The sequence below is a fragment of the Prosthecobacter sp. genome, from assembly GCF_049294395.1.
Classification (GTDB): Bacteria; Verrucomicrobiota; Verrucomicrobiia; order Verrucomicrobiales; family Verrucomicrobiaceae; genus Prosthecobacter.
This window is the reverse complement of record NZ_JBAQCR010000395.1, coordinates 1-13292: the sequence shown is the minus strand read 5'-3', so window position 1 is coordinate 13292 and position 13292 is coordinate 1. Positions and strand designations below refer to the sequence as shown.

The 13292-nt window shown below is 59.1% G+C and carries 13 protein-coding genes; 4 read left to right on the top strand and 9 right to left on the bottom strand.

The genetic code is table 11. From position 1 onward, the window contains the following. Positions 1–6 precede the first annotated feature (6 nt). Complete coding sequence (locus WAW39_RS27100; protein ID WP_422322329.1) at positions 7–1284, top strand: tubulin beta chain; 1278 nt, start codon at positions 7–9, stop codon at positions 1282–1284. Between the two features lie 41 nt (positions 1285–1325). Next, positions 1326–2096: a tetratricopeptide repeat protein gene (locus tag WAW39_RS27095; RefSeq protein ID WP_422322327.1), complete on the top strand. Its 771-nt coding sequence runs from the start codon at positions 1326–1328 to the stop codon at positions 2094–2096. Positions 2097–2199: 103 nt separating this feature from the next. Here WAW39_RS27095 and WAW39_RS27090 read toward each other — a convergent pair whose 3' ends face one another. From WAW39_RS27090 to thrH, 3 genes are all read right to left on the bottom strand, one after another. Further along, positions 2200–3309, bottom strand: coding sequence for a glycoside hydrolase family 3 N-terminal domain-containing protein (locus WAW39_RS27090; protein ID WP_422322325.1), 1110 nt, complete (start codon positions 3307–3309; stop codon positions 2200–2202). Positions 3310–3718: 409 nt separating this feature from the next. After that, positions 3719–5227 carry an anthranilate synthase component I gene (trpE, locus tag WAW39_RS27085; protein ID WP_422322323.1) on the bottom strand — a complete coding sequence of 503 codons (1509 nt, stop codon included), beginning with the start codon at positions 5225–5227 and terminating at the stop codon, positions 3719–3721. A gap of 58 nt (positions 5228–5285) precedes the next feature. Continuing rightward, positions 5286–5894, bottom strand: a complete 609-nt coding sequence (gene thrH / locus WAW39_RS27080; RefSeq protein ID WP_422322321.1) for a bifunctional phosphoserine phosphatase/homoserine phosphotransferase ThrH — start codon at positions 5892–5894, stop codon at positions 5286–5288. A gap of 115 nt (positions 5895–6009) precedes the next feature. Here thrH and WAW39_RS27075 point away from each other — a divergent pair, with 115 nt between their 5' ends. Then, entirely contained in the window at positions 6010–6474 is a 465-nt protein-coding gene (locus tag WAW39_RS27075; protein WP_422322319.1) for a pyridoxamine 5'-phosphate oxidase family protein, read from the top strand. Here the strand turns inward: WAW39_RS27075 and WAW39_RS27070 are convergent. Continuing rightward, complete coding sequence (locus tag WAW39_RS27070) at positions 6471–6833, bottom strand: YkgJ family cysteine cluster protein (protein ID WP_422322317.1); 363 nt, start codon at positions 6831–6833, stop codon at positions 6471–6473. The two genes, WAW39_RS27075 and WAW39_RS27070, sit on opposite strands and share 4 nt — an antisense overlap. A 90-nt stretch (positions 6834–6923) precedes the next feature. On the opposite strand from WAW39_RS27070, the gene WAW39_RS27065 reads away from it, so the two are divergent. Next, entirely contained in the window at positions 6924–7586 is a 663-nt protein-coding gene (locus WAW39_RS27065; protein WP_422322315.1) for an urease accessory UreF family protein, read from the top strand. Between the two features lie 33 nt (positions 7587–7619). On the opposite strand, the gene WAW39_RS27060 is transcribed toward WAW39_RS27065, so the two are convergent. The 5 genes from WAW39_RS27060 to WAW39_RS27040 all read right to left on the bottom strand — a co-directional run. Beyond that, on the bottom strand, positions 7620–9713 hold the full coding sequence (locus WAW39_RS27060) for a TonB-dependent receptor plug domain-containing protein (protein ID WP_422322313.1): 2094 nt from the start codon (positions 9711–9713) through the stop codon (positions 7620–7622). A 269-nt stretch (positions 9714–9982) separates the two neighbouring features. Beyond that, complete coding sequence (locus tag WAW39_RS27055; RefSeq protein WP_422322311.1) at positions 9983–10744, bottom strand: hypothetical protein; 762 nt, start codon at positions 10742–10744, stop codon at positions 9983–9985. An 82-nt stretch (positions 10745–10826) separates the two neighbouring features. Beyond that, positions 10827–11786 (bottom strand): acetyl-CoA carboxylase carboxyltransferase subunit alpha, encoded by a 960-nt coding sequence (locus WAW39_RS27050; RefSeq protein WP_422322309.1) that lies wholly within the window; start codon positions 11784–11786, stop codon positions 10827–10829. A gap of 31 nt (positions 11787–11817) precedes the next feature. Further along, on the bottom strand, positions 11818–12762 hold the full coding sequence (locus WAW39_RS27045; protein WP_422322307.1) for a LysM peptidoglycan-binding domain-containing protein: 945 nt from the start codon (positions 12760–12762) through the stop codon (positions 11818–11820). Between the two features lie 23 nt (positions 12763–12785). Then, positions 12786–13292, bottom strand: a 507-nt coding sequence (locus WAW39_RS27040) for a hypothetical protein (RefSeq protein ID WP_422322305.1), incomplete at its 5' end; no start/stop codon positions are given.

Below are 13292 nucleotides of genomic sequence, written 5' to 3'. Positions count from 1 at the left end.
ATAACCGTGAGAGAGATTCTGAGCATTCATGTCGGACAATGTGGCAATCAAATCGCCGACCGTTACTGGCGGCTCCTGCTGCGTGAACATGGCCTGACCGAGGCGGGTACGTTGAAGGATGGCAACACGACTGCCGCCGCCAACACGAACATGGAGGTGTTCTTTCACAAGGTCCGTGACGGAAAATACATCCCGCGCGCCATTCTGGTGGACCTTGAGCCCGGGGTGATCGCCCGAATCGAAGGCGGTGACATGGCGCAGCTGTTTGACGAGAGCTGCATTATTCGAAAAATCCCCGGTGCCGCCAACAACTGGGCGCGTGGTTACAACGTCGAAGGTGAGCGCATTATCGACCAGATCATGAATGTGATCGACGCCGCCGTCGAAAAGACCAAGTCTCTGCAGGGCTTCATGATGACCCACTCCATCGGTGGTGGTTCCGGCTCGGGCTTGGGTTCGCTCATTCTGGAGCGTCTGCGCCAGGCCTATCCCAAGAAGCGCATCTTCACGTTCTCCGTGGTTCCTTCCCCGCTGATCTCCGACTCTGCCGTCGAGCCCTACAACGCCATCCTCACGCTGCAGCGCATCCTCGACAACGCGGATGCCGCCGTGCTGCTGGACAACGAGGCGCTCTTCCGCATTGCGAAATCGAAGCTGCACCGCAGCCCGAACTACATGGACCTCAACCACATCATCGCTCTCATCATGAGTTCGGTGACCGCATCCCTGCGCTTTCCTGGAAAACTCAACACCGATCTCAGCGAATACGTCACCAATCTGGTGCCGTTCCCCGGCAATCATTTCCTCACGGCCTCGTTTGCTCCCATGCGTGGTCCCGGTCAGGAAGGACAGGTCCGAATCAACTTCCCCGACGTTGCACGTGAGACGTTCTCCCAGGACAATTTCACCGCGGCCATCGACTGGACCAACGGCGTGTACCTTTCCGCCTGCGCCCTGTTCCGTGGGGATGTGAAAGCCAAGGAAGTGGAGGAAAACATGGCGGCCATCCGCAAGAGCCTGAACTTCGCCAGCTACGTACCGACTGGCATCAAAATGGGTGTGGCTGAAACCGCCCCCGAAGGCTTTGCCTCCAGCGGCCTCGCATTGGTCAATCACACCGGCATCGCCGCCGTGTTTGAGCGCCTCATCACCAACTTTGACATCATGTTCGACAACCATGCCTACACGCACTGGTATGAGAACAACGGCGTCTCCCGCGAAATGATGGCCCATGCACGCAACACCATCGTCAATCTCGCCCAGTCCTATCGCGACGCCAGCTAGCCGGAGTTCAGCCGGTTTCGTGAAACATTCTTCAACCCAACGTGGATACCGCATTGGAGCGCCAAATAGCCTCCGCCTCCCGCAGCGTCGAGGAGGCGCGGAGGCTTGCGTACCATGATCCGGTCCGTGTTGGTGCGCTGGTTGAGCAGATCAGTGTTCTTGCGGATCTGCGGCAGAAGGAGGGGGATTTCCGCAAGGCCGAGTCGCTTTATCGTGAGGCGCTCTTTCGTGCCCAGGAGCTGCGCAAGCAGGACCCAGACCTGCTGACTGGCATCTACTCGCTCCTGGCACATCTGTATGATCGCTGGGGGCGCATGGACAAGGCGGCTGAGTTCTATGAGCAGGCGTTGACCATCAGCGCTAACAACGGGCTGGAGGACAGCGACAAGGTGGCCACGATCAAAAACAACCTGGCCATGATTTTCAAACAGCTGCGGCAGTTTGAAAAAGCCGAGGGCTATTACTGCGAAGCGCTGGAAACTTTTCAGCGCATCGATGGCGAGCAGAGCTCACGCGTGGCTTCCGTGTACAACAATCTCGGGGTGCTCTACTACAGCAGCATGGATGTGGATCGTGCGCAGGCCATGCATGAACGGGCGCTCGCCATCCGGCAGAATCTCAATGAAGGGCAGATGGACCCTGCCGACCTCTCCCAGACTTTCATCAATCTGGGGGCGGTGTACAAGGCGTCAGGAGATTTCCAAAAGGCCGAGGCCTGTGTGGATCGCGCCAAGCGCATCCGCGCCGCCATGAACGGCTACCACCCGAATCCCCGGCGCTCAGCCTCGCTGCTGATCGACAAGAGCTTGTAGATGGCGGCCGGCAGGGTTGGCTGCGATGGACGGAACCATAATTTCGTTCGCCTTTGAGCACCCAGGGTTCTGCGAACCCTGGGCTTGATGCGAAGTTTGGGTTTCAGTACAGCTCCACAGGGGAACGTTTGCCGTCTTCGACGCTGAGATTTTTGGCCGCCTCTTCGCCGAGCGTATCGACGCGGAGCTGCCAGATATCGCGATTGATGGCGGCGAAGCGGTCGAGATTGAACGAGTCCGGCTTCACCAGGCGTTTCTTGGTTTTCTCGATCCGCATCAAGGCATCATGCAGGGCCGGGGCTTCGACACCCTCAAGGTGCTGACGGGCCAGCTCCACCATTTCCACGCGGTGGCAGATCATGACAAGGTCATTGCCGGCGCGCACGGCTTCCTGAATGGCCTGCTCAAAGGTGACTTCATTCAGGATCGCTCCCATGTCGAGGTCATCGGTCATGGCCAGGCCATCGAAGGCATATTGATGGCGCAGCAGCTTCGTCACGATGTTATGGCTCAGGCTGGCAGGCCAGCGGCCACGGTCCGGATCGTAAGCGGTGTAGTTGCTGTGGCAGGTCATCACGCTGTCGAGTTCCGGCAGCAGCGCAGAGTAGGGCAGCAGTTCGCTGCGTTCCATTTCTTCACGGCTTTTGGTGATGACAGGCAGGAACTCATGCGGATCACATTCCGCTGGCCCATAGCCAGGGAAGTGTTTGCCGCAGCTCAGGATGCCTTCGGCGCGCATGGCACGATTGAACACACCCGCGTTGTCGATCACCTGCTGTGGATCTTTGCCATAGGTGCGGCCTTTGAGAGAATTGTCCGCCGCATCATCATACGAGATGTCCAGCACTGGGCAGAGATCGAGATTGAAACCGAAGAGGCGCAAAATCTGCCCGGTGAGCTTGCCATGACGTTTGATCAGCGCGGGATCACCCTTGTCACGCAGCGCTTGGGCATTCGGTGGTTCTTCACCAATCAGGCGGAGACGCGAGACGCGACCGCCCTCCTGATCAATCGTGATGAATGGCTCGATGTTGGAAATATCGCGCAGGTCATCGATGAGTTTGCGGACCTGTTCCGGGGTCTGAATGTTGCGCCCGAATAAAATGAAGCCACCTGGCTGAAGTTTTTTGAGTCGTGCGGCCGTTTCGGGAGTGAGTTCGGCACCGGGGACACCCATGAGGAGGAGCTGGCCGAGGTCTTGGGAGGTGGGCATGAGGGCGTGTGTTCGGTTGAGTAGTGGTTGGTCGAAAGTGACAGATCAGGTGTCAAGACTCGTTTTGCTAAAATTTTGATAACAATTGGGCGTTTTAGGCTCTCAGGATTGCGACTCAGCGGTTTCTTTTTGCAAAAGAAGGGTGGGCAGGTTGACGGGAGGGGCAAAACTTTTTAACATGTCGTCGTCCGTGGGGCAACTCGCGGGCCACGTTTGCAAGCTTCCTCAGCTAAAGCATTTCGTGCCAATCGGTCCTCTATCGTTGTTGGTTGCTGGATCGCCAATGGAACCCCCCGGCTTCGCATGCCGGGGGGTTCTCTGTTTCTGGGTGATGCATTCGCGCATTGTGAGCAACTGTGTGATTAGCTTGTTAGCTCGCTGTGATTAGTGTGTGAGCAACTCAATCAGCTCACGGTGCACTCAACTGACGCGCCCATTGAATCGCACGCAGCATGCCGGTGGCCTTGTTGATCGTTTCTTGATACTCGGCGGCAGGAACAGAGTCAGCCACAACACCAGCGCCAGCCTGCACATAGGCTTTGCCATCCTTCACCACGCAGGTGCGCAGCGCGATGCATGAATCAAGGTTGCCATCAAAGCCGAAGTAACCCACGGCGCCGGCATACGCGCAGCGCTTGCTCTTCTCGCACTCGTTGATGATCTCCATGGCGCGCACCTTGGGCGAGCCGCTGACGGTGCCTGCAGGGAAGGTGGCGCGCATGACGTCATAGGCGGTCTTGTCGTCACGCAGATGGCCGTCCACGTTCGAAACGATGTGCATGACGTGCGAGTAGCGCTCGATGATCATCAGATCACTGACGCGGACGGTACCATAGTCGGCCACACGTCCGACATCATTGCGTGCGAGATCGACGAGCATGATGTGCTCGGCGCGTTCCTTGGGATCCTCCAGCAGTTCCTGAGCCAGGGCATCGTCTTCAGCGGGGGTCTTGCCCCTCCAACGTGTGCCGGCAATGGGGCGGATGTCGATGCGGCCGTTCATGCACTTCACATGAACCTCCGGCGAACTGCCGACCAGTGCGAAGCCCTGCGGGAAGTCGATGCAGAACATATACGGGCTCGGATTCACGTGCCGCAGTGCACGAAAGAGGTCCAGCGTGGTGCCTTGGTAGTCCGTTTCAAAACGCTGGGAGGGCACGCCCTGGAAGATGTCACCGGCGCCGATGTACTCCTTCATCTTGAGCACCATCGCCTCGTATTCTTCCTGCGTGGTGTTGCTCACCGGAGGTGGTAGCTGACCCACGGGGGCAAAGGTTTGCAGCGGTCTGGCAGCCAGCGGCTTCTCCAGTTTGGCAATGACATCCGCGATCTGCTCGCGCGCCCAGTCGTAGGCAGCCTCCAGCGTGGCATGCTCATTAGTGTGCACATTGGCCACGATGGACAGGCGGCGGGTGCGGTGATCAAACACCAGCACGGTGTCGGTGACCATGAACACCATGTCCGGCAGGCCCAGTTCATCCTTCGGCGGTGGTGAGAGTGTCGGCTCAAAGAAGCGCACCATGTCATAGGCCAGGTAACCGACCGCACCGCCGTGGAAAACCGGCAGCGGCTGCGTTTCAAGTGGGGTGAAGGGCTTCATCAGCTCCTGCAACTCCGTCAATGGATCGCCGGTGGTGGTGTAGCTGCGCTTTTTGCCTCGCTCCTCGATTTCGATCTCACGACCGCGTGCGGTGAAGATGATGCGCGGTGAACTGCCGAGCAGGGAATAGCGCCCGGAGTGCTGGGTGAGCTCTGCAGATTCCAGCAGGAAGGCGCAGCGGCCATCGTGGATCTTTTGGAATGCAGAGAGCGGGGTTTCGTAGTCGGCGGCGAGTTCCGCCATCACTGGTACGAGATTGCCCTGCTGCGCGAGCGTCTGAAAGGTGGCGAAGTCGGGCTGAAGATGGAGCTGTGGCATGCGGGTCGTGAAACGAGCGCGCATTCTGGACGCGGAATCGCGTTGTGGCAATGATGCTTCAAAGCACCGCGCGCATGGCGGCCAGGAGCTCGCCGTAGTCGTCGAAGGGCTTGAACTGCGGAAACTGCGCCTGAATGCTGGCCGGGGCGTGGAAGAAGAAACCGACGTCGGCCTCGCCGAGCATCGTGGTGTCGTTGAACGAATCACCTGCGGCGATGACGCGGTAGTTCAGCGCCTTGAACGCAGCCACGGACTTCTGCTTCTGGTTCGGCTGGCGCAGCTTGTAGTCCACGATGCGACCGTCTGGGGCGACATCGAGCTGGTGGCAGAAAATCGTCGGCCATGCGAGCTGGCGCATCAGCGGCTGGGCAAATTCGGCGAAGGTGTCGCTCAGGATGATCACCTGGGTGATGGAGCGCAGTTCATCGAGGAAAGCCTTGGCACCTTCCATGGGGGAAAGCGTGCCGATGACCTGCTGGATGTCCGGCAGCTTCAGGCCGTGCTCATCGAGGATTTTGAGGCGGCCCTTCATGAGCACATCGTAGTCAGGTTCATCCCGCGTGGTGCGGCGCAGTTCGGGGATGCCGGTCTTCTCGGCAAAGGCGATCCAGATTTCGGGGACGAGAACGCCTTCGAGGTCCAGGGTGACGATGGTCTGCTGCTTCATGTGGGGAGATGTCATGCACGGGCCGCTCCTCCAGTAAAGCAGCGATCTTCAAAAAAGGCGCACATGCGGGCAAGCCACGCGGAGACGCTGCGGTAAATTTGGCGTTTGTTTGAACATGAAAATCGAAAACGAAGCCACTCGAAACGCCGCCCAGCTGGTGACGAACTGCCGCAATGCCGTACTGGCCACGTCAGACGCCGAGGGGCATCCGCATTCGGCCTGGATGACCACGCAGGTCACCACGGACATGGAGGAGATCATTTCCATCACCGCGCCGAACTCGCTGAAGGCCGACATCCTACGTGCCAATCCGCAGGCGGAGTGGATGTTTGCCTCACCCTCGATGGAGACCATCGTGTATCTTTCCGGACACACGCGGCTGATCGAGGGAGATGCAGCAAAGCGCTACTGGGATCAGATGCCCGGCAAATCCAAGGCCTACTACCGCAAGTACTGCGAGACGGAGGACTATCACAAATTTGCCGTCATCCGCACGGATGTGAGCAAGGTCGTGCTGTGCAAACCCTACGCCTACACGAAGTCCGTGCTTTGGGACAAATCGGTGCCGGAAGCAGCCTAGTGGGATGCAGGGCGCGGTGCCTCCACCGCCTCGCACTTCTCGCGCCAGCCGGGAAAATTCCAGGTGTTGGGAAAGCCTTCGCACTGCACCGGCTTCACCGGCTGGATGCGGCACACATTCACGCCTTCAAGGAAGAGGCACTCGCCATTGGCCTTGTCGATGATGCTCAGGCCGGTGCGGTTGGCATTCAGCCGCGTGCATTGCTCCACGAACTCGATGCGCGGCATGTCCAGATACGCGGCGATGCGCGTGATCTCATCGTCCGTGACGCGCACATCTCCGGGCCAGCGGCAGCAGTTGCCGCAGCGCTGGCAGGCATACCACGGCGTGGAGGTGTCAAGTGGGGAGGCTTCGCTCATGAAAAGTATTCTGTTCGCGCATTGCTGCGCTGGAGGCATAGTTCGTGCGATGAACGGGTCTATGCAACGAAGGTTTGAAAATCGCCGCCCATGGCTGCGGCGTCAGTGGCTGTCGCGATGAAACTGCATCTGCTTCCCACCATCACTCTGCTGCCCGCGCCGCAAGACACGGCGGATGATCAGCGGGTCATCGAGGACTGGTCCCGTGGACTGGACTGGGTGAAGTGGCTGCTGGGCAGCGTGCGCGCCCGCGTGGAGGTCCTGCTGGTGGAAGATGTGGGCGACTGGAATGCCGCGGCTGAAAGTGTGCTGCGTGAAGCCATTGGCCCGGCGCTCAAGTCCGCATGGCAGAGCGCGCATGCGAATGATCTGGCTGGTCTCATCGCGGCTTCTTCCAGACTCTCTTCCCAGCTTTCACCCGCTGCCTGCCAGCGCAGCCTTCAGGCGGGCGCGGTGCTGCTCAAATCCACGAAACATGCGCGTTATCAAGGTGTGCTGGGTCGGCTGCGTGAGGCGGTGGAGCAGGGGAGATGCGACAGCCACATCGCCATCGTGTGGGCGGCGGTCGGGCATTTTTTCCAGCTCAGCCTCACCAATGTCATCGCCGAATACCTGCGGCTGGAATGGGACATGGCGGCGCGTGATTCGCATCTGCATGTGCCCTACGCCGGAAAGTTCAGCATCGCCGGAATCACGAGCCGCATCATGAGCGATGCCTCAAGCGAGTCCGCGCTGCGGGTGGTGGATGCGTGAATTCCGGCGTCTTTGCAAATCAACGCGTCACTGCTAAAACTTCACCGTCACACCAAGGTTCGCACCGAAACCGGGCTCGTTGGAGCCGGAGCCGTGGTAGCGGTAGGTTTTGTTCAGCAGATTGTCGAGAGAGGCGGTTAGGATGAGGTTCTCGGTGACGGAGTAGCCACCGCGCAGCGTGAGCAGCCAGAAAGAAGGCGTGCCGTTGGGCGGGACTCGCTGGGTGTCGAGTTGGTCAGAGGTGTTCAAGCGCCCGGCCTCGCCATAGGTGAGACAGACGAACTCTGTCCAAAACCGTTGATCCGTGGTCTGCCAGCGCACGCCACCGTAGCCCACGAGAGGGGAGATTTTGCCCAGCGGCTCGCGGCGTTTCTGCGTGGTGGTGCCGATGAACTGATCCGCCTCACCTTCCACCCATGCCAGATGGCCGAAGAGGCTCCAGTGCTTGTCGATCCGCCAGCGTGCGGCGAACTCGAAGCCCTGCATGTAACCGTCGCCGCCATTCGCCTTGGTGTCCTGCAGTGGCACGGAGGTGGAGCGCCGGATGATCAGATTGTCCAGCTTGGTGTAGAAGTAGGCCAGGCTGGCGGTGAGGCTTTCGGTGTTTGCTTTGAGACCGATCTCATAGGTCAGGTATTTTTCCGGGGACAGGTCGGTGGCCGGTGTTTCTTTGCGACCGGACAGAGCCACATCAAAACGGGAAAGGTCGGAGAGGTTGGGCGCACGGAAGGCCTGCGACACGCCGCCATACAGAGAATAGCGGTCCCTCTCATCGAGATCGATCACAAAGCGCACGCTGCCGGAGAAGTTGTCCCAGCTGTTGGTAAAAGACTGCTGAGCGAGGGTGGTGGGGTTCTGGAAGCTGCCGAGCCTGGCCGTGGCATGCGTGTAACGCTCTCCGAGGAAGAGATGCACGCGTTCGCCGAAGTCGATGGCGTCCTGAATGTGAACCCCCAGCAGGCTGTAGGTCGAGTTGTCCGCGACGGCTCCCTGAAAAGGATTGTCCGAGGCGTGTGATTGCACAAAGTCCTCATAAAAATCGACGCCATAGACCAAGGTGCCGATGGGTGACTCGCTGGTGAACTGGAGATCTGCGCCGAGGGTGTCCACATCCACAATGTTATAGGATCTCGTGCCGCCTCCGGTGACACGGAACTGGTTTTCGCCTGCGGTTTGCACGGAGACGGTGAGGCTGGCGTTGTCGATGAAGCTGTTCAGATCCTTCCCGGCGAGGCGGGCATACGTCAGGCTGCGCTCCTGATCGAAGAGTCGCACGCGGTCTGTGCCAACGGCGGTGCCTTCAAAGGAAACGCCTGAGTTGGTGGAGTGCGTGCGCCACACATCGTTCTGGCGCACCTGCTGATGCGCGGCGGTGAAGGTCCACTGATCGTCCAGCGCTATGTCCAGCCTCACATCGAAGGCCCACTGATCGTAACCGGTGTGCCGCTGCCGCCGTCCGCTGCCGTCGGTGACATCACCAAACTGGCTTAAAGTGACACCGGCATGCAGCCCCCACTTCTGCCCTTCACCGATGCTGGTTTCGAGGTGCTCCACATTGCTGTGCTCCGCCGTGGAGTAACGATAATCCGCCCGGCCGTGGGAGAAGAAGCTGCCTTCGGCTTCGCTGAGAAAGCCCGATCCCTTGGTGAAGGCGTTCACAGTACCGCCGATGGCATCGCTGCCATACAGCACAGACCCTTGCGAAGGCAGCACTTCCACGCGGTCAATGCCATACTGATCAATCGTGTTCCAGTACTGGTTCGGTCCGTCACGGAAGGTGGAGTTGTTGAAGCGAATGCCGTCGACCATCATCAGGTTGCGGAAACCGGTGAAGCCGCGGATGAAAGGGGAACCTTGTCCGTTGGAGGTCTTCTGAATCGAAACGCCGGGAGTTTCCCGCAGTGCCTCGGGGAAGGTGCGTGTCAGGCGCTCCTCCATCTGCTTTTTATCCAGTGTCTTCACAGCAGCAGGCACCTGGGATAGCGGAGTCGCGCTGCGCGTGGCCGTGATCACCACCTCGGGCAGGTCAGCGGTCTTGGTGGGCTTTTTCTTTTTATCTTCCGCTACCTCGGCGGCGAAGCTGGCAGTGGAGAAGACGAGCAGAAGTGGGAGGGAGAATCGGCGCATAGGTTGGTATAGGCGGAAGACCAACCAAACATCGGCTCATTCTTTGTCACTCACTGGCTGCCGATGAATCGATGAATGAACAAATGTTGCTCCATTCGACATCGGGACGCTTGATGAATGGGCAAATATTGTCCCATTCGACATCGCAACACTTGGCAAAAGCGCCCAAGCGCCCGGAATCGGAAGGCACGAAGGTGCACACTCGTCCGAAAGGAAGTCCACGCTGGAGGCTGAGCAAGTTTCACCCGCCGCCCATGACTCAATGGCTCCTATTTCCCAAACAGGCCCTTGATGCCATCGGTCTTGAGTTTGTCGGTGCCACCTTGGAGCATGTTTTTGAGAGCACCACTGGCGCTGGCTTTGACGGCCTCGGTATTGAGCTGGCGGAGAATCAGTGCCGTCAGCTCCGCAGGACTGATGCCGGCGGCACCAGTGCCGAGATTGGTGAGACGGATCTCAGGCAGTGTCATTCGGGCGTCTGCACCTGGAACAACACCCGCTGCGCTGGCGCTGAGTTTGGCCCCAGTGATGAGCAGTTCATTCACCTGAAGTTTGACGGACTTCTTCGGCTTGCCGTCAGCGGGAAGCGCGGCTGCACTCGGGGTGGCGCTGCCAGCACGCGCGGTTTGCTGGGAGACAAAGTTCATCGCGTTGTCGGCGATGTGCTTGAGATTAGTGCCACCAAGACCCGCTTCGAGATTGATCTCTGGATCCGTGATGCGGATGTGCTGAATGACCACCTTGTCCGCGCTGACGCTGTTGAGGTCCAAACCCACCTCCGCACGGCCAATGCGCACGGCATAAGGACCCGTGAAGCCCTTGGGATTGCCGATCTGGAAGTCTTCGATAAGACCGGTGCCGGAGAAGGGAGAGACATTCACATGCCGCACAGACACGCTGGTCTGCACCACCGGCGGCGTGCCCTGCTCAATGCCAAACTTGACCAGATTGCCAAGCTGTGACCAGCCAAACCAAAGACCGGCGCCAATGATTAAAACGAGAACAACGACAATGCGGATAAGCCACTTCATAAGCCGCGAGCTTTCCCGGGGGAGCAGGCGCTGTAAAGCATCAAAACGGGCTTCTTCCGCAGTGGCGGGGTGCGGCCGGAGATCAGCCTTCCGTGAACTGACCCAGGGCGCGGAATTTCTGATAGCGCTGCTCCAGCAACTGGGCGGTCGGAAGGGTGTTGAGCTCCTTGAGTGTGGCCAGCACTGCGTCTTTGAGTGAGTTCGCGGCAGCGAAGTGGTCGTTGTGCGCACCACCGAGAGGCTCGGGGATGATGCCGTCGATGATGCCGAGCTTGGAGAGATCCTGGGCGCTGAGTTTCAGCGCGGAGGCGGCCTCAGGGGCGTGCTCGCGGTGTTTCCACAGGATGGCGGCGCAGCCTTCAGGGCTGATGACGGAGTAATAAGCGTTCTCCATCATGAGCACGCGGTCCGCGATGCCAATCCCGAGAGCACCACCGCTGCCACCTTCACCGATGACGATGGCGATGACCGGCGTGCGCAGGGTCATCATCTCACGCAGGTTGAAAGCGATGGCTTCGGCGATGTTGCGCTCTTCCGCGCCGATGCCAGGGAAGGCTCCAGGGGTGTCGATGAGAGTGATGATTGGCAGGCTGAATTTTTCAGCCATGCGCATGAGGCGGAGGGCTTTGCGGTAGCCTTCGGGATGGGCGCTGCCGAAGTTGCGCAGCAGGTTTTCCTTGGTGTCGCGGCCTTTCTGGTGGCCGAGGATCGCCACACGCTGACCACCGATGGTGGCAAATCCGGCGGGCATCGCGTTGTCATCGCCGATGTGGCGGTCACCATGCAGCTCCACGAATTCATCCGTGATGTGCTTCACATAGTCGAGCATGAAGGGCCGGCCAATGTGGCGGGAGATCTGCACGCGCTGCCAGGGGGAGAGATTGGCGTGAATGTCACGCTGCAAGTTTTCGGCCTTCGTTTCGAGATCGGCGATCTGCTGGGCCAGCTTGTCGCTGGGCTTGGCGGCCAGCTTCTTTTTGGCCTCCTCGATTTCTTCGCGGATTTTGACGATGGGCTTTTCGAATTCCAAAACTTGTTTCATGGCGGTCTGGTTGGGAAAGGGGTGGGAGGGATTATCTCACGAGGCTCAACTTTGACCCTTTGCGAACGAGCGCAAAGAGTTCTTCGATGTCTTCACGGGCGAGGAAGATGCCGGTTTCCGCCGTTGGGGCGGGTGCTGGAGCGGGCATGGCGGCAGGAGCGCCAGATTTTTTTGGAGCAGGTGCCGGAACTTTCGGTTCCTCAACAGTTAGGGCTCGGGCCACCGGGGGAGTGCGGAGGCTGATGCCGGATTTTGTGCCGGCAAACCATTTCTCTGCATCGACGTAGTTGGGGTCGGTGGAGACCACGGGCTTGCCGTCAAAGATGGAGTTTTTTCCCGCGATCGTCATTTCCACCGGCAGGCGCATGCCGGGGGGCAGGCGGATGTCTTTCGCATTGTAAACTTTAAAGAGGTATTCTTTTTCACCCACTTTGCGCAGCAGCATGACCTGCTTTTTGGAGATGCTGACACCGAGATGGAAGTCCATCGGGATGATGGTGAGGTGGTCGCCGGGGTGCAGATTGAAGCTCATCAAACCGCTGGAGCGGATGATGGAGTCCACGGTGGTGTCGAACTTGGTGGCGATGGAGTTCAGCGAATTGCCCGGCTGCACGATGTAGTCTTTCTTCCCGGCGGTGGAGTTTGCCGAGTAGAGCTGGTCCATGTTGATTTCACCAATGATGCGCATGGCCTCGGCGCAGGTCTTGGAATCGGGAAACTGCTGGCAGAGCTTGTAGAGCGCATCCCGGCCGTCGTCGATTTTGCCCTGGTGAATGAGCTCCACCGCGGCTTCGAAGCGGCGGATGCCGGGGTCCACACGCGGGCGGTCCTTCGCCTTCATGGAGGCGATGTCATGCTCCACCTGGCTCTCTTTGAGCAGGATGTTCATGTAAACCCAGTACCCCATCGCCAGAGTGCCTGCCACCAAGCCCACGGTGATGAGGAAAATCAGCAGTTTGATCTGGGTCTTGGCCATTGCGTGAACCTGCAAACTACCACTCAGCCCAGCAGGCCGCGGCGTTTGAAATCGAAGAGGTTGATGTTCTGGGACTTCTCGATCATCTCGACAGTGAACTTCAGCAGGCAGATTTCCCAGGTGTCGTCCACGCCTTGAATGACCGCACGCATCGGATTGCCCGATGAGCGAATGTTCGCGAGCAGCTTGCCCGTGACTTCTTCCATGGATTCATGGATGATCTGCTCGCTGATGTCGCCTTTGCGAAATTTGAAGCCGTATTTGAGGATCGCCAGCTTGTGCAGGTTGTCCCGCAGGAATTCGCCAAACCCGGCCACTTCGGGGCCAAAGCCTTCAAAGTCAAACTGGCCGGGCAGTTCCGGGCGCAGGATGAGAGGCTTCTCTGCCTCGATGCGGCCTTCACGCACGCGCACGGCACCGACGGTATCCATGAGTTCGGTGACGATCTGAAACTCGAAATGGGTGCTGCCAAAGGTGTCGATGCGGCGGTCCGGCTCATGGAGCACCTGGGTGTTTTCCAGGGCGTATTG